Raw genomic sequence first — 16,450 nt, 5'->3', positions numbered from 1 at the left:
AAAGAAACAACATAGTGAAAACAATATAATTATGGTGAGTATTTACAGTATGGCAATTGATTCTACATTAGGAATTGCTCGTCATTATTACCTGAGTGAAGATGGAAATTTTAATAATTCTGTTGGTTGGGGTCCTGCTGGAGTTGAATGGCACGGAACTGTAGAACTCACCGAAGAGGAATTAAAGCGTGTTCATGAATACGCTGATTTATTTGGTGAATACAATATACATTCTAATAATTGCGAAATGTTTGCTTGGTATATCAAAAGTGGTAAAAGATATTCAGGACAAACACAAGAAATTAGAGTCACAAAATTTGGTGCTGCTTTAGTACAACTGGTTCAACCTGTGCATACTGTTCGTAGTATCAAATATCTAGAGATTGAAAAATCAATAGTCGCTCATCTTGAAGGTAATTTACAGGAAATTAAACAGAAGAAACTGCTTGAGGAACAAGCCGCACGAGATGATTTTTGGACTAAAAGAGATGCTGAAAGATTGAAAAAAAGCAATTAAATAAGATTTGTAGGTTGGCTGAGGTAGTTGCAAATCAACGCCAAAGATGTAAATCTTGGGTTTCACGTTATTTAGTTCATTCTCTCTTTGCGCCTTTGCGCCTCTGCGTGAGACTCACTCCACCACATCAAACCAAATAGGCGTTAAATCATCAACCTTACCATTATAGTTAATAGTAATTTCCTCGCCTTCCCGAATATATTTATAAGCAATAATCTCTATTATCTGTTCATCAAACTTTTTCACATACAGCGCATTAGGCTGATAAGAATGATTAAAAAGTGAAGCATACCCTAAAGCGATCGCACCACTTTCTCCATGCCAACCGAAATAATAATTACATAATACTGTATGAGTAATTAACTTTACTTGCTGCTTAGGAATTACAATTACACTAGCAATATCAATTACTTCTCCTGGCTCAAAATCCTTCTGAGCAAAAACACCTCTACCTTTTATTTCTGTATCACGAACTACTAACATAATGCAATTCTGTCTAATCTGTGAGAATTATTGTTTACTAATTACTACAGATAGACGCAGAGACAATTAAAACAAATGTAAGTATTCAGCTATCAGTAATCAGTAATCAGCTTTTACCTACAGTTAGATAGGTTTGTCATAAAATGAGCAGAATGTTGTCAAATCCCATCAGTGTTAATGAGAGAAAGTTACAAGTATTGATGTCTTTCTTCTTTCTTCTTTCTTGCTGATGGCTGACGGCTGACGGCTGAATGCTTAAAAACAAATTTTTGTCACTGACTTATGACTGCTATAGTCACTATAAAGTTAATGATTATAAATGTTGTCAGAATTTCCGTAAATTTTAATTTTTTGTGCCAAGTTAATAATATTCGTGTTATTATAAATATCCCAGACTCCAAAAATGTTAACTATCATTGGTTGTGGAAATCTCAATCGTAATGACGATGCTGTAGGCGTAATCATCGCCCAACGTTTACAGCAATATCTCGCTCAAAATTCTCACCCCAATGTCCGCGTTTTTGATTGTGGTACTGCGGGAATGGACGTGATGTTTCAAGCGAGAGGAAGTAAAAGATTAATAATTCTTGATGCTAGTTGCACAGATTCCGAAGCAGGTGCTATATTTAAAGTCCCAGGGAAAGAATTAGAAGCACTACCAGAACCTAGTTATAATTTGCATGATTTTCGTTGGGATCATGCCTTAGCTGCGGGGAGAAAAATCTTTCAAGATGATTTTCCTCAAGATGTGACTGTATATTTAATTGAAGCTGGAAATCTTGATTTTGGACTAGATTTAAGTCCGGCTGTTCAACATTCTGCTGATTTAGTTTTGGCAGAACTAATCACGATTATCAACCAGAATGTTATGGCTTAATTCTCAGAAGTCAGGAGTCAGAAGTCAGGAGTCAGAATATTTGAACAAAGAGCAAATTATCATCTCATGATTTTTGATGTCATTGCTACAAAGCTGACTGCTGAAAGCTGATAGCTGAATGCTTAGAATTAACAATCTCAAATCCAAAATCCAAAATCTAAAATCCAAAATCCAACTATGCCATGTCCCGGTAAACCGAGAGTTCATCTACTCTCATTTCAAATGGTACAGCATTAGCTTCTGGAGGACAAACGCGAATTTTTGCACTGCTGACAATGCTATAAAGTAAGCTGGCCATTGGCACGATTTTTTGCAAGATTCGCCAGTTTGTCACTTGGTCTGGACATTCGATCACTAATGTCATAGCACTAGCATGGGTGGTGACATACCAACGACAATGAGACAATAGATTTTGAATGATGCGATCGCACCCTTCATAAAAGTACCGACTAATAGAATATTCTAGCTGTTGTTGCAGGATGATATCAGCTGATGTGGGTTGAAGATGATGCTTATCATCAGCGTGGAATTCAGATTCTCTTCTGGCCATTTCTCTTGATTGTCCTATTTTATTTACCAATTGCCATTACGTAAAGCACATCCTTATTGGTTCCTAGAAACTCTTGGGCTTCATCATCATAAAAAGCACCAATACCACTACAATCTATTCCCCAATAATTGCTAAATAGATACACTCTCTGTCCGATCAAACCTGCAATTTGCATAGCAGTTTGATAACTCAAATAATCGGACACAAAAAACAAAGTTACAGCGCCATCTCTAGCCAGCGCCTGGTTAATGCACAAGTAGCCTGATTTTTCGCTAAAGTCACCCGCCTTTATGAGATTTCCACCAATATATAAACCGGGTAACATTCCTTCAACACGATGCACCACCGAGTAAATTTCTACTGCTTCAATATTTTCAGTTGGGATGGGTTTCTGAACATCCTGTAAAATTTGCCAATAAATTTCTTGAGAAATAGACTGCTTTTGAAAACGTCGAATAGAACGCCTATTCCAAACGTTCTCAAGAAACCGTTTTCGGTCAAAATTAAATTGAGGATGTTCAAGAGGTTGCTGGTGACTGGGTTGCACAGAAGTTGCTTGATAGGCATCTTCGAGGAATGGATGAGCTTGAAAATAGTCAGTACCACAGACAAAAGGAATACTTAATCTTAAGCGTCTGACTGATTTTTCTTGCGCCTCTCCCGATATCATACAACTACTAATAAACTCCTTATTCTCAAATCCTAAATCAGCATTGAGAGAGAGTTTATCAAAGTCAAAGATTAATTGGATGTTTTTTTCATGAAGATATGCTGAAGCTGCGATCGCACCTAAATGGTGTCCGCTATCCAACAAACAATATCTAATGCTCCTGTCTTGATATTTCCAGCTAGACCTATAATAAACACAACTAACTAAAAAAATGAAGCCATTGATACTTTTATTGGGTATAACATAACTTTCCAAACCATCATCAATTAATTCATAAATCAATGTCAGACAATCATTCTCAATTTCGAGATGGTAAATGCCATTTAGAAATCCCTCAACACCACGCATTTGGACATAAACTTCCGTTGGATATAACGCCCCGGCTGATGGATTTACCCGTAATTGATAGGGTTCACCTTTATAAATATTCTCAAAAGTGATGGCGCTTGTTAACTTGATAAAAGCATGAGTGGGATTATTGCCATTTAATTTCACCCGCCGATAAAATTTTGGATAAATTTTAAAAGCGCGGGGTTGAGTTGATGCATCCACATAATTGGGATTCATCTGTACCGATAGGTAAGAATGCTTGGTAGCCTGATGATAGGCGTTAAAAGAAAGGTTACTGTGTGGCATTTTTCAGCAACCTTAAAACTTCAATGTTACTAGCAAAGTCAATTGCTTTATAATCGTCCAAATTCTGTAAATTCATGTTAGGATTATGTTGTAATAGCAATCTCACTACTTCTGTCTTTCCAGCAGATGCACCATACATCAGGACAGTTGCACCGTTATCATTTTGATTGTTAATATCTATGTTGGCTTCTAGCAACAAATTGATTAAATCGTAATGATTGCCAAAACAAGCAAACCACAAAGCATTATTGTGATCATTGTTTGTGGCATTGATATCCGCACCTGCATCTATGAGTTCTTTCACCACTGGTAATACACCCTGTCTAGTGGCTTTCATTAAAGCTGTATCACCGTTTTCACCACGCTGATTTAAATCTTCAGCGTTGTAACCATTGGCGATTAACCAATGGCTAGTTGTTGCACTCAAATTTGCCTGACTTACTTGACTCATAATTATGGCTGGGAAAATAACTTCAGAAAGAATTTACAAGACAGAAAAAGCTGATAGCTGATAGCTGAATGCTGACCAACTAAAAACATAATGGTGAGCAAAGCCCACCATATTTAAAAAACACTATTTGAATTCTGAAAAACCAACAGTAGCTGTTGAACAATTGCAATACCAATCATGGAGGATGTTGCCAGCTATTAGATTTCTCTAACCCCCCATTCAAGGGGGGCTAAGAGAAATTTTATCTATCACCCTGGCAGAGACAAGGTATTACGTGATAAAACTACTATCCAACAGCAACTGGTTGTAATTGCGCTTCTTCAGAAAACATCTTTCTAGCAGATTTGCCTGGTTTTGGTACACCATAAAAAGTGGCTTCTGCTTCGAGTTCGTCTACTATATCCCAAGCTTCAATTGCGCGTTTAGAATCTGCGCCATAGTTAGCAGCAATTGAGCGGGCTTCAGAGATAGCTTTTTGTATCTCTTTGCGTAGGAATTTTAATTTTGGTTTATCGACAAAGTTACCCTTGGTGAGAATATCGGTGACAGAGATAATGCCTAATAATTCACCTTGGATAACTGGCGCACGCCACACACCAGTATTAGCAAATAACCGCGCTACATATTCAACATCGAGATCAGGATTGACAACCACGCAAGGTTTAGTCATCACCTCGTAGACATGAATCCGTTCGGGATCTCTGCCAAAAGCAGCAACTTTGCCTACAATATCCATCTCGGTAATCATACCGTAAGCATCACCACTGTGACGAGGTTCGACAACCAAAGCTCGCAGTTCTTTGAGCCTCATTAGTTTGACTGCTTCTGCTACGGTTGCGGAACCGCGAATAGTAGCAACATCTTGAGTCATAATTTGTTTGGCTCTCATAATTCCTGCTCCTTAAATTCGGTTGAGCGAATCAGTGAATTACTTCTAAACTGCTGTAATTTTGCCTAAACTTTACTCCTGTAGCTTGCACCTTAATCAATAAAAAATTGAATAAGAGGCGGTATCTGTACTGGCTAAAAAGCAATTACTTCCATGAAAATATTCCTAACCTAAGTATTAAAAATCTTAGAGATTTTAATGCTTTCGGTGATTTTGGCAATAAGATTTACGCAGTTCATCTATATGTTTATCTAGCTTTCTTACTTTTACCTTTGGTTGAACTTAACCAGGAATCAAGTAAGAATGTTTGTGCTAACTATGTAATCGCTTTTTGTTGAGGTTTAGGTTCACTACCAACAATTTAGCTTACTTATATATTATCACTCTGATTAGGTTGAATTATGAATGATTTATAAAGATCGACCCATTTTTGACCATAAATCTGATTAAAAAATTGTTAAGTGGATTACAAAAGCAAAAAATTATATTTCATGTTTTAGATATTGGATATTACGATTTATTATTGAAGCTAATAGCGATACAATTAGGTTATTTCCATTAAAAAAATATGATTTTTTGAATAAAAATAAGATTCGTTATTTTTTTAAGAAATTTTTAAACCTTATATTTTAGAAATTTTTGAAGAATGTTATAAAGAAGCAAGAAAAGAAGCAAGCGATAGATCAAAACTTGCCTTAGATATCTTGCTGATCAATCCCATTGGTTTTTTAGAGCAGGTTTTAGATGATGATTGGTTTGTGAGATAGGAGAACTGGTAATTAAGAAAAACTATTTTCTTCTTCTTCTGGACTGTTTTCTACAGCTAAACCTTTCCAAGAAAAATCGGTTCTTCAGTACCTAATATGCTAAATTGTACTGATAAAATCCGAAAAGGCATACCAGATAAGGGATATAATGTTGGTTATTGAAGAAAATGTCTGAATATTCCTTCTTAATCTCTGTTAAGAGTTCCCTCTCTACACAGATAATTTCAAAAATCAAATACCAGTCCTATATACAATAAATATTTATTACTTGCTTGCTGCTCATTTAAAATCTCAGCGTATCTCTTTAATTGTCCGTTAATTTCTCCAAAACCAATTTTACATTCAATAAATATTAAATCTGTAGTCAGTTCATTTACCAAATCAACTACAATATCAAGTCTGCTATGCTGCGAAGGGAGTTCTAGTTTTTTATATTCTAGGGGGGGTGAAATAGGAAGAGTCGAATTGGAGGGGTTTAGCAGTGCGAAAAACCTACCAGGAAGGGAAGATTGCTTTAACCAGTAGAGAAAAATATCATTAGGAAGAGAAAAACAATAAGCAATTATTTCTGTAAAAAAATCTTCAACAGGTTTATTTCCTGATGAATAGAGGTTGAGTAAATTGGTGAATAAAGACATCTTATTTTGATTGCATCACCTGGAATACTTGTATCAAGTATACATGTTCTATGTCTGTATAATCACAATTTCAATAAAACTTAATTTTCTGCTTTTCAAAATATTGGATAATTTACCCCTCAATCACACGCACATAAATAGCCCGTGCTACTTCCCTATCTATAGTCAGGGGAATATTACCAGCCTTAATTACAAAAGTAGGAAATTGCTGTTCAACAATAATATTAGTTCCTGTTTTTATACCCATTGATATCAGTTTTTTCCTAATTATTTCATCCTGAGTTTTACAGACAGTGCCAATTCCCTGCTCCCCAGGTTTTAGCAATTCTAAAGAGCAACCCATCACACTAAAAGGAGTAAACATTGCCAGATAATAATTAAAGATAATTAAATGTAAAAATTGTCATGATGAAAGATGATTAACATCCTCCATCATGGTTAAATTGGCAGTAGGGTTTTAGCAATGCTAAACCCTAATGTTGTATTAAGGAAGGTAAGCTTCTTGGTGGGTTTTGATTGTACAATTAGAGCGAGGATATGTAACGCACAATAAAGCAAAACCCTTAGAAATTTGATCATCATCCAAGAAGTTTTGATCGTCTTGGTTAATTTCGCCTTCTACAACTTTACCTACACAGCTAGAACAAGAACCAGCGTGGCAAGAGAAAGGTAATTCAATACCAGCTTCTTCTGCACCATCGAGAATAGTAGTATCTTCGTCGATTTCAATGGTGGTGTCGAGGTTTTCTTTTTTGTTGATCAATCTTACTTGATAGGTAGCCATTTTCCGGTTCTCCTCAAACGTGAATAGAATTATTGTGGTAAATTCGTTAAGTCTCCCCTTTTAGGGTGGGGAAATGCTCCCTACCGTACACAAAAAAGATGTGGAGTATGTCTACGGTAAACTTGTAAAGTTGTAAGTAGCAGAATAGAACTTAGGAAAGTTTCTATATTTATTTTTTCCTAAGTTCCAAATTTTTTTAGCTGCAAGGTACACCATTTGGTGAACAATCACCTGCTTTAAAAGACTTGCCACAACCACAGGTATCAGTTGCATTGGGATTGGAAAACTTAAAGCCGCTATCCATTACTCCCTCAACAAAATCAATTACCACACCTTCTAATAACGGCGCACTTTTAGCGTCCACATAAACCAACACATTTCCTTGTTGAGTTACTACATCATCTGGTTGAGGCTTACTGGTAATTTCAATTCCATACTCATAGCCACTGCAACCACCATCTTTGACGGAGATGCGGACACCTTTGGTAGCGTTATTTTCTTCGGAAGCGGAACCTCTTAAAAATGCCCGCAGACGAAATTCTGCCTTTTCTGTTAAAGTAACAGTCATTTTGTTTCCTGTTCTGTAGCGATTATTCTGATTGAATAGATGTGGGTTATTTATTTTTTGGTGGGATTTCAAACTGTCAGAGATTGGGATTGGGAATATCTCCAAGGTGCAGTATTACCGCATACCGGACAATTGCGATCGCGTTGAGAACGACGTTTAGCAAACTCCATTCGGTTCAAGTCAATTGTTAACAATTGAGATAACAAAGGTTGACTAAAACCAGTAATTAGTTTGATCGCTTCTAATGCTGTTAAACAAGCCAATGTTCCAGATACAGCACCGAGAACTGAAAAACCGCGCCGATCCCAATCAGGCTTTTCTGGAAACAGACAGGATAAACAAGGAGTTACACCCGGAATAATCGTCGTCAGGTAAGCCTCCATCCCATCCATTGCCGCCTCTACCATTGGTTTACGCCAGCGCACACAGGCTTCATTTAACAAATTGCGCTCCGTAAAATTATGGGCGCAGTCCAAAGCCATATCAGCAGACTGCACCAAAGAGTCTACATTTTCTGAGGTAATATAATCATGAATTGCTTCAATCTGCACATCAGGATTAATCCCTGCCAGAGTTTCCTTAGCTTTAAATACTCTTGGTTTTCCCACCCAATCGTCAGTCATCAAAACTTGACGATTCATATCATCCATTCGTAAGTCACCACCCCGGACTAGGATTAGCCGCCCAACGCCTGCTACTGCTAGGTAAAGCGCCGCCGTACCGCCTAATCCCCCCACACCCGTAACCAGAACCGTCGCTGATTTTAGGCGTTTCTGAGCTACTTCGCCAAAATTAGGGAGCATCATTTGGCGACTATAGCGTTCTAATTCGGTAGGCGTTAGGTTGATCAATTTATACCTCCTAATCAGAAGTGATTTCTGTCAGCGTGACTACATTTTTTGGCTTGTCATTAAACACCTTGAACAACTTTTGTTCATGGGGTGTTGATTCCATAAAAACTTGATAAGCCTTTTGCAAAGCCAAACAATATTGAGTTAATTTTTCTGTTTCACTCAAGTTAGGAAATTTTTCATCAATTTCATACATATATTGAGAAAACTTCTTCAATATATGCAGACGATTGACATTCACAAAATGTTGGTCGTAAGGCAGATTAAAAAACTGAAAATAAGCTTCTGCATCTACGATTTTTTTGAATTCTTCCAATGTTCCACTCATTTAGCGTTCTCCATTTTTTTTAGTTGTTGCTTGAGTTCATCTAACTGTTGGTAGATTTCATAAGTCTCAGCCGCAACATCCATAAGTTTTTTGTAATCCGTTGGTAATCCCTCAGCTAAATCATGCAGATCCATTTTCATTTGACCTGCTTTACTATTTAGCTTTTTAATGGTAGTTTTCAGTTCGTCAATAGTCATTAGTAATCAGGGAATAGGGAATAGGGAATAGGCAAGAGGCAAGAGGCAAGAGGCAAGAGGCAAAAGGCAGAAGGCAAGAGCCAGAAAGTATTATTCTCCCCTGCTCCCTGCTCCTTTTCTTCTTCTCTGTCACCTATCACCTGTCACCTGTCACCTCAAATTACAACTGACCTACTTCGGGGAAGCGTTTAGCTAAATCAATCCCTTTTTCAACAAACTTTTCTCCCTCTTCAGCTAACTTTTCAAGGGAGTCAAAACCAAAGCGATGAGCATCGCGTAAGGTTTTTACAGTTAACAATAACCGACCAGAAAAAACTAAAGCCCAGCCAAAACCCTCATGACCTAATTCAATTACCACATTAGAAATTAGTCCGGTTTCTTTTTCAATGCTGGCGGCTATAGCCCGAAAAAAAGCATTAATTCGAGAAATAGTTGCTGGATCTACTTCACCTTCAACGGAAATTTCCCGTTTCTTTTGTTTGGTGACAATATAAGGTTTAAGAATCAACTCATCCGACCAACTCCGGTAAAAGCCATAGCTATCACTGGCGCGGATTTGTAGAACTAATGTCTTCAGAAAAGGTGAAGTAATTACTGTACTTGTAGCGTTTCCGTTCACACTATTATTTTCACTCATACCGCTGCTTCGTTTTCAACTTCATCTGCAAAGTTAGATGTGGGTTTTTGTAAAGCTTTCCGCAACCAAGGAGGAGGATTACCTTTGAGGGTTTGGACTAACTTAGTCAAGATTTCTTCAATCTTTTCTTCTTCTGACTTGGCCTTGACTGGAGTCACCCCATGCTTAATTAAACGAGCCGCTGCACTACCACCAATGGCGACCACATAAACTATTGTACAATCTTTTAATGCCTCAAGTTTAGGGGTAATTTTATCTTCGTTACCATCTTCTTTGAGGTCGCCATCAAATTTCAGAGTTTCTAGGAATTCATATCCTGTATCTGAAATTTCATAAACATCAATTTCTTTAGCCCAGCCAAAGTGAGCATTAATATGAATTCTGTCTGTGGTCGTAAAAGCAATTTTCACTTTCATTTGTCCTTTGTCAATGAAAAAAGGGAATAGGGAATAGGGAATAGGGAATAGGGAATAGGCAAAAGGTAGAAACTGATTAATTTTTTACTGTCACCTGTCACCTGTCACCTGTCACCTATTACCTATTAATTACTGAAGACCATTGCTTCATCATTAACGACTCTTCATGTTCTATGAATAGGTTTCCGATGCCAAATAAAAGTTCCATAGTGCCGCGATAGCCTACTTTAGTAAATAAGCCATTTCCTAAACGGTCATAGATAGGAATTCCTAACCGATAGAGGGGAATTACAAGACGTTTGGCGATGGTATTCACATTAGAATTACCAATCAATAAATCAGAACCTACTGCTAATTCTTCAAAATCTTCTAAATCGCCAATGGTGACATTTTTAATGGGGAGATGTTCTAATAAAGGAGAACGAGTTGTCGTGACAGCAGCATGAATTTGCGCTCCCATCGACTGTAAAAACTGCACCATCGACCAAAGTAAATCTGGTTCTAAAGCTAAAGATACCCGTTTTGCACCAAAATAAAAGTGAGTATCTAACATTGCATCTTGCAATTGACGACGTTGACGGCGATATTTTTCCGGTACGGGATTACCACTCAAAACCGATAACGCTTGTAGAAACTCATCTACAGGTTCTAAACCCGTCACATCTTTAAATATTTCGTAATCTGTGCCAAAACGTTCTTGCAGAATTTTTGCTGCACCGCGCATACTTTCACCTAAAGCTAAAGTGAAAGCAGAACTACCTAAAGAACGTAATTGTTTAAGAGTTGTACCGCTAACTGTTACTGCACTATAATCATCTTCCAAATGACCATCTAAGGAAGCACCCAAGTCAGGAACAAAAATCGGTTCTAGTCCGAAAGATGTCACCATCTCTCGAATTTCTTGTACATCTCCAGGAGTGAAAGCTGAACCTGCCAAAATCGTAATTTGTTCAGGTTTAATTCCTCCAGCTTTAGGAAGTTCTTTCACAATACTTTCTACAGCAACCGCAAAACCATCTTGCAACGCACCTTTAAAATCAGGAGTGGGAGCAAAGATAATTCCTAAATGGGCAAGTTCTGGATGACGTTCCCGAATATCTTTCAAGAAACGTTCAATATCATCACCCCTAGTTTCAGTTAGTCCTGTGGTACACAAACCAATAATTTCTGGTTTGGCTTTTTCTACTAAAGTGAGAATTGCTTGTTCGACATTTTCCTCACCACCCAAAATGGTAGTAACTTCTGTCATTGCTGTAGTAGCTAAAGGAATTGCTTCCCGAAAATGGCGTACTAATACAACTTTAGCAAAAGCAGTACAACCTTGAGAACCATGAAACAAAGGCATAGTTCCTTTCAAACCCAAAAAAGCCAAAGAAGCACCTAAAGCTTGACTTTGTTTGAGAGGATTAACAGCAACAGACTTATTGGGAACAGTTACAAGTGCCATAAATATAATCTCAATAATTTATAATTGACAATTGACAATTGACAATTAATAATTTTTCATTATCAATTATCAATGATCAATTTATAATTTACTCCCAAGGTGCTGGCTTACGAATTTGTTCCCAAATAGGACTGTACAAAGCCTCATACAATTCTCTTGCCATTTCTACCATTCCCTCATAACCTGCATAGGGATGATGACGTTCTTGGTTAATATCTAAAAAGGGAATTCTAGCTTTTAAAGCTGTGTATTGATTTCGACCACCAGCTATTAACATATCAGCTTTGGTGTCTCTTACTAATTTCAGTAATTCTTGGGCATTACCTTTTTCTAACATGATGCCATCATTGCCCAATAATTTCTTGATTTTGGCTTTATCTTCTTCTGTACTTTTTCTGGTACTGGTGGCAACAACTTCAATTCCTAAATCCTTGGCAGCGGAAATAATTGACCAACTTTTCACACCGCCAGTATATAAAACAACCCGTTTACCTTTGAGGCGTTCTCGATAGGGAGCTAAGGCAATATCTAAAGCCGCAGTTTCATCAGCAATTAATTTTTCAGTCCGTGCTTGTAAGTCAGCATCACCTAATTTAGCAGCTACATTTCGCAAGCAACGGTTAATATCATCAATACCATAAAAAGACTCTTCCAGATAAGGAATACCATAACGTTCCTCCATCTTTCGCGCCATATTTAACAGCGCCCGTGAGCAAATCATTACATTTAATTTGGCACGGTGAGCATGACAAATTTCTTGATAGCGAGCATCGCCGGTAATTTTTGATAAAACGCGAATACCTAATTTTTCAAATAAAGGCAAAACGCCCCACATTTCACCTGCAATATTGTACTCACCAATCAAATTAATATCATAAGGTGTAGTATATTCAGGTTCAGCAGTGCCAACTACATAATCTAGTAATGCTTCACCACCAAAGCGATTACCTAGGTTTTTACTACCAATAAATCCCGGAGCAATGACAGGAATTACAGGAATCCCAATTTTTTCTTTAGCTACTTTACAAACTGCTTCCATATCATCACCAATTAAAGCAGTGACACAGGTAGCATAAACAAAAACTGCTGCTGGTTTGTAACGTTCGTGAACCTCTAAAATTGCTTTATAGAGTTTCTTTTCACCACCGAAAATGACATCATTTTCACCAACATCAGTGGTAAAACCAGTCTTATAAAGCATTGGACCAGAAGACAAGCTACCACGACTTCCCCAAGAGTTACCAGCACAAGCAATAGGGCCATGTACCAAATGCGCAGCATCAGTAATAGGTACTAATGCAATCATTGCACCATCAAAAGCACAACCCCCTTGAGCCGCTCCTGGCTGCGCTTGTTGTGTACAAGATTTGTTTTTCTTTTCTCCTTGTTTTTTCTGATTATGTTCGCATCCTGACTCACTAAGCAGTTCGTTAATTTTACCTTGGGTGGTTTTCATATCTATTCTCGCGTTGATGGAATTTGTGAATGGAATTATGACTTATTTGTAAGTAATTACTGCAAAAATCTGCTTTATATAATATTTACATAGATATTTTTTGAGAAAAGATATGTATTTATCTGTAACTGAATTTTCTTAACATTGCTTCTGGTATTTGTCATTGTTTTTATATTTAAAACTAGGGACAATAACCAATGATTGAGTAGTAATGAGTAATGATTCAGAGTTAATATCTAGCAAATGTATTTAGTCACATCTTCGCCACATTCATCAACAAGATATGACAAAGCCCGAAATCTTAAAGCCACAACCTCGTTATACAAGGGATTGATTTGGCAAATTGCTGGAATATGGAAAGTGCGCCCAAATAAATTAATATCTCGCTCAAAGGGACAGCAACAAGGAATTACTTGACAAATCTGATGAGCAAGGCGAGGATTTTTGATTTGGATGCCATTTACCAAGCGCCTTAGCGGACTGAGAATATCGAATGAACCGGGATTTTTATAGTTAGGTGGATGATAGTTACTGTGGGGATGAGAGTGAGGAATAGATGCCATAAGACAAACCTCAGATAACTACAATTAAGAAAAGATTTAGGGTTAGCTTTCAGCAGCCAGCTTTTTAACCTTCACACCTAGATTCATACCTGTTCTACCTGATGCTGCACTGAATATTTATGAAGAACCGCAAAAGACCCAAAGGACACAAAAGCAGAAGGTGAATTAAGTTATTCTGACTCCTGACTCCTGTTATGAATTATTGGAATAGGGAATTGGGTCTTATTTCCCAATCCCCATTTATTCTTTGTTCTTTTGCTAGTAGTCAGAAGTCAGTTTTCATGATTTGCTACTGACTACTGACCAATGACAATCTTAACGAACTAAGTCGTAAGAAATATCGGTCTTACCAGGAACATTGGTGGTGCGATCGATTTCTTCAAAGATTGTGTTAACAACCCAGTTCAACAAGTTAATTACACCCTTGTAACCGACGGTTGCATAACGGTGGTAGTGGTGACGATCCATGATAGGATAACCAATTCTTACTAAAGGTACACCACAATCACGCCACAGGTACTTACCGTAGGAGTTACCAATTAACAGGTCTACGGGTTCGGTGAACAACAAGGAACGTAAGTGCCACAAGTCTTTACCACCCCAGATTTTAGCGCCCTTACCGAATTCGCTAGAATCTAACAGTGCTTGCAGTTCTTTTTCAAATGTGTCGTTGGTGTTGTGAACCAAAATGTGTACAGGTTCAGCACCTAATTCCAACATGAAGCTAACTACGCTGTAAACTAGGTCAGGATCACCGTAGATAGCGAAACGCTTACCGTGAACCCAAGCATGGGAGTCGGTCATCGCGTCAACTGCACGACCGCGTTCAATTTCCAATTCTTCAGGAATAGCTTTACCAGTCAATTCGCTGAGTTTCATCAAGAATTCGTCAGTTCCCTTGATACCCCAAGGACGACAAACTGCTACTTCTTGCTTCCATTCCTTAGCGATGTATTCACGGGTCTTGCTCAAGGAGTAAGCTTGGAGAGCAACAGTAGCCTTAGCGTTGATAGAATCTGCTGCATCTTCTAGCTTTGTACCACCGGGGTACATATTGAATTCACCATCGTTAGGTGCGTCAACATAATCACTGTTATCAGATAACAGGGTGTAGTCAATACCCATCAAGTTAGCGATGCGCTTAACTTCACGGTTGTTTTCTACGTAGGTATCAAAACCAGGAATGAAGTTGATTTTACCATTGCTCTTGGCTGTTTTCTTACCTGCGGTTAGGGCAGAAAGAATCCCCTTCATCATGTTGTCGTAACCAGTGATGTGGGAACCTACGAAGCTAGGAGTGTGAGCAAAAGGTACAGGTAAATCTTGAGGAACAGAACCAGCGTTCTTAGCGTTGGTGATGAATGCACCTAAGTCATCACCGATAACTTCTGCCATACAGGTGGTGCAAACTGCAATCATTTTGGGTTTGTACAAAGCGTAAGAGTTTGCCAAACCATCAATCATGTTTTGCAGACCACCGAACACCGCAGCGTCTTCAGTCATGGAAGAAGAAACGCCGGAGAATGGTTCTTTATAGTGACGGGTTAAGTGTGTACGGAAGTAAGCAACGCAACCTTGAGAACCTTGAACAAAGGGAAGAGTGCCTTCAAAACCCACAGCAGCGAACATAGCACCTAAAGGCTGACAACCTTTAGCGGGGTTAACGGTCAAAGCTTCACGAGCGAAGTTCTTTTCACGATATTCCCAGGTCTTTGTCCATTCTGCAACCCGTTGAACTTCTTCGGGGGTGTGACCGTTTTCAAATTCTCTCTTGTTTTGGAATAATTGTTGGTATTCTGGCTGATGGAATAGCTCAACGTGGTCCTTAATATTTTCTGGATTCTGAGGCATTTCTAGTTCTCCAAGCTTGCTGTGTGTTGTGTTTGAGATAATTCGTGGTTGGTAGAGGTAGGGCTTTACCACCCGTTATTGGTGGAGAGTGGGGAATGTGGCTCAAAATTCAGAATGCAAAATTCAAAACTTAGAATTTTTAATTTTGAATCTTGAATTCCCTACTCCCCCCTGGGGTTTTTGCCCCAGGCTTATCCCTGTACGGGCAGGGTTGCCCCTACTCTGTTGTCTAGACGGAAGCTTTAGCCTTAGCTGTTTTCTTTGCAGACTTGTTCCAGGGAGCGCCGATTAATCCCCAGGTTGGGCTGTTGAGAGCTAAATCCATGTCACGAGCGAAGATTGCGAATCCGTCGTAACCGTGGTAAGGACCGGAGTAATCCCAAGAGTGCATTTGACGGAAAGGAAGACCCATCTTTTGGAAGACATACTTCTCTTTCACACCAGAAGCAACTAAGTCTGGCTTCAATGCTTTGATGAATTCTTCAAATTCGTAAGCGGTAACGTCGTCATAAACGATAGTTCCGTTTTCAATGTAGTGAGTAGTACGTTTATAGTCGTCATTATGAGCGAACTCATAACCAGTACCAATCATCTTCATTCCTAAATCTTGGAAAGCGGGAACAACGTGACGAGGACGTAGACCACCAACCATCATTGCAACAGTCTTACCTTCCAAACGGGGGCGATACTTAGCAACGATCGCATCCATTGTGGGTTGGTATTTAGCGATTACCTTCTCAGCGTTTTCTTGGATCTTGGAGTCAAACTTAGAAGCGATTTCGCGTAAAGATGCAGCAATCTTGGTAGGACCGAAGAAATTATACTCTAACCAGGGTAGATAATTTGCTTCTATTTCTATTCCTTGTACAGCAAG

At 38.4% G+C, this 16,450-nt stretch carries 21 protein-coding genes and 1 pseudogene; 3 read left to right on the top strand and 19 right to left on the bottom strand.

What is annotated here, in order from left to right:
- On the top strand, positions 1-517 hold a 517-nt coding region (locus tag A0J48_RS18460; protein ID WP_325078866.1), incomplete at its 5' end, for a C40 family peptidase.
- Positions 518-631: 114 nt separating this feature from the next.
- Here the strand turns inward: A0J48_RS18460 and A0J48_RS18455 are convergent.
- Positions 632-1,000: an SET domain-containing protein gene (locus tag A0J48_RS18455; RefSeq protein WP_200325601.1), complete on the bottom strand. Its 369-nt coding sequence runs from the start codon at positions 998-1,000 to the stop codon at positions 632-634.
- A gap of 403 nt (positions 1,001-1,403) precedes the next feature.
- Between A0J48_RS18455 and A0J48_RS18450 the strand changes: the two genes are divergently transcribed.
- Positions 1,404-1,877: a hydrogenase maturation protease gene (locus A0J48_RS18450; RefSeq protein ID WP_200325599.1), complete on the top strand. Its 474-nt coding sequence runs from the start codon at positions 1,404-1,406 to the stop codon at positions 1,875-1,877.
- 175 nt (positions 1,878-2,052) lie between these two features.
- Here the strand turns inward: A0J48_RS18450 and A0J48_RS18445 are convergent, their stop codons facing one another.
- The 4 genes from A0J48_RS18445 to A0J48_RS18430 all read right to left on the bottom strand — a co-directional run bounded on the left by A0J48_RS18445 (position 2,053) and on the right by A0J48_RS18430 (position 5,073).
- A complete protein-coding gene (locus A0J48_RS18445; RefSeq protein WP_200325609.1) occupies positions 2,053-2,427 on the bottom strand; it encodes a hypothetical protein in 375 nt (124 codons plus the stop codon).
- A 19-nt stretch (positions 2,428-2,446) separates the two neighbouring features.
- Positions 2,447-3,733, bottom strand: coding sequence for a nitroreductase family protein (locus A0J48_RS18440; RefSeq protein ID WP_200325597.1), 1,287 nt, complete (start codon positions 3,731-3,733; stop codon positions 2,447-2,449).
- Positions 3,720-4,184 (bottom strand): ankyrin repeat domain-containing protein, encoded by a 465-nt coding sequence (locus A0J48_RS18435; protein WP_200325595.1) that lies wholly within the window; start codon positions 4,182-4,184, stop codon positions 3,720-3,722. Before A0J48_RS18435 ends, A0J48_RS18440 begins: the two co-directional genes overlap by 14 nt.
- 286 nt (positions 4,185-4,470) lie before the next feature.
- Positions 4,471-5,073 carry a CBS domain-containing protein gene (locus tag A0J48_RS18430; protein ID WP_200325593.1) on the bottom strand — a complete coding sequence of 201 codons (603 nt, stop codon included), beginning with the start codon at positions 5,071-5,073 and terminating at the stop codon, positions 4,471-4,473.
- Positions 5,074-5,684: 611 nt separating this feature from the next.
- On the opposite strand from A0J48_RS18430, the gene A0J48_RS27130 reads away from it, so the two are divergent.
- Positions 5,685-5,840: a DUF29 family protein gene (locus A0J48_RS27130; RefSeq protein WP_200325607.1), complete on the top strand. Its 156-nt coding sequence runs from the start codon at positions 5,685-5,687 to the stop codon at positions 5,838-5,840.
- A gap of 224 nt (positions 5,841-6,064) precedes the next feature.
- Here the strand turns inward: A0J48_RS27130 and A0J48_RS18420 are convergent, their stop codons facing one another.
- The 14 genes and pseudogenes from A0J48_RS18420 to A0J48_RS18355 form a co-directional block, all read right to left on the bottom strand.
- Entirely contained in the window at positions 6,065-6,478 is a 414-nt protein-coding gene (locus tag A0J48_RS18420; protein ID WP_200325591.1) for a PDDEXK-like family protein, read from the bottom strand.
- Between the two features lie 112 nt (positions 6,479-6,590).
- Positions 6,591-6,842 (bottom strand): FeoA family protein, encoded by a 252-nt coding sequence (locus tag A0J48_RS18415; protein WP_200325589.1) that lies wholly within the window; start codon positions 6,840-6,842, stop codon positions 6,591-6,593.
- A gap of 120 nt (positions 6,843-6,962) precedes the next feature.
- Positions 6,963-7,262: a 2Fe-2S iron-sulfur cluster-binding protein gene (locus tag A0J48_RS18410; RefSeq protein ID WP_200325587.1), complete on the bottom strand. Its 300-nt coding sequence runs from the start codon at positions 7,260-7,262 to the stop codon at positions 6,963-6,965.
- A gap of 196 nt (positions 7,263-7,458) precedes the next feature.
- Positions 7,459-7,830 carry a HesB/IscA family protein gene (locus tag A0J48_RS18405; protein ID WP_200325585.1) on the bottom strand — a complete coding sequence of 124 codons (372 nt, stop codon included), beginning with the start codon at positions 7,828-7,830 and terminating at the stop codon, positions 7,459-7,461.
- A gap of 68 nt (positions 7,831-7,898) precedes the next feature.
- Entirely contained in the window at positions 7,899-8,681 is a 783-nt protein-coding gene (locus tag A0J48_RS18400) for a HesA/MoeB/ThiF family protein (RefSeq protein WP_200325583.1), read from the bottom strand.
- Positions 8,682-8,691: 10 nt separating this feature from the next.
- Positions 8,692-9,009, bottom strand: coding sequence for a nitrogenase-stabilizing/protective protein NifW (nifW, locus tag A0J48_RS18395; protein ID WP_200325581.1), 318 nt, complete (start codon positions 9,007-9,009; stop codon positions 8,692-8,694).
- Positions 9,006-9,206, bottom strand: a complete 201-nt coding sequence (locus tag A0J48_RS18390; protein ID WP_200325579.1) for a CCE_0567 family metalloprotein — start codon at positions 9,204-9,206, stop codon at positions 9,006-9,008. The genes nifW and A0J48_RS18390 overlap by 4 nt, the downstream gene beginning before the upstream one ends.
- A gap of 160 nt (positions 9,207-9,366) precedes the next feature.
- Complete coding sequence (locus A0J48_RS18385; protein ID WP_200325577.1) at positions 9,367-9,843, bottom strand: NifX-associated nitrogen fixation protein; 477 nt, start codon at positions 9,841-9,843, stop codon at positions 9,367-9,369.
- Positions 9,840-10,259, bottom strand: coding sequence for a nitrogen fixation protein NifX (gene nifX / locus A0J48_RS18380; protein ID WP_200325575.1), 420 nt, complete (start codon positions 10,257-10,259; stop codon positions 9,840-9,842). The genes A0J48_RS18385 and nifX overlap by 4 nt, the downstream gene beginning before the upstream one ends.
- Before the next feature lie 118 nt (positions 10,260-10,377).
- Positions 10,378-11,706, bottom strand: coding sequence for a nitrogenase iron-molybdenum cofactor biosynthesis protein NifN (gene nifN / locus A0J48_RS18375; protein WP_200325573.1), 1,329 nt, complete (start codon positions 11,704-11,706; stop codon positions 10,378-10,380).
- An 88-nt stretch (positions 11,707-11,794) separates the two neighbouring features.
- The gene (gene nifE / locus A0J48_RS18370; RefSeq protein WP_200325571.1) at positions 11,795-13,162 is read right to left on the bottom strand and encodes a nitrogenase iron-molybdenum cofactor biosynthesis protein NifE; all 1,368 of its coding nucleotides are present in this window, start codon (positions 13,160-13,162) and stop codon (positions 11,795-11,797) included.
- A 236-nt stretch (positions 13,163-13,398) separates the two neighbouring features.
- A complete protein-coding gene (locus A0J48_RS18365) occupies positions 13,399-13,725 on the bottom strand; it encodes a Mo-dependent nitrogenase C-terminal domain-containing protein (protein ID WP_200325569.1) in 327 nt (108 codons plus the stop codon).
- Between the two features lie 315 nt (positions 13,726-14,040).
- On the bottom strand, positions 14,041-15,576 hold the full coding sequence (gene nifK, locus A0J48_RS18360; RefSeq protein ID WP_200325567.1) for a nitrogenase molybdenum-iron protein subunit beta: 1,536 nt from the start codon (positions 15,574-15,576) through the stop codon (positions 14,041-14,043).
- A gap of 229 nt (positions 15,577-15,805) precedes the next feature.
- Positions 15,806-16,426 (bottom strand): annotated as a pseudogene (locus A0J48_RS18355) (nitrogenase component 1); the annotation flags it as partial.
- Positions 16,427-16,450 lie beyond the last annotated feature (24 nt).

Source organism: Sphaerospermopsis aphanizomenoides BCCUSP55 (genome assembly GCF_001586785.1).
GTDB classification, from domain to species: domain Bacteria; phylum Cyanobacteriota; class Cyanobacteriia; order Cyanobacteriales; family Nostocaceae; genus Sphaerospermopsis_A; species Sphaerospermopsis_A aphanizomenoides_A.
The sequence above is the reverse complement of the archived record's forward strand: the minus strand, read 5'-3'. Positions and strand labels throughout refer to the sequence as shown.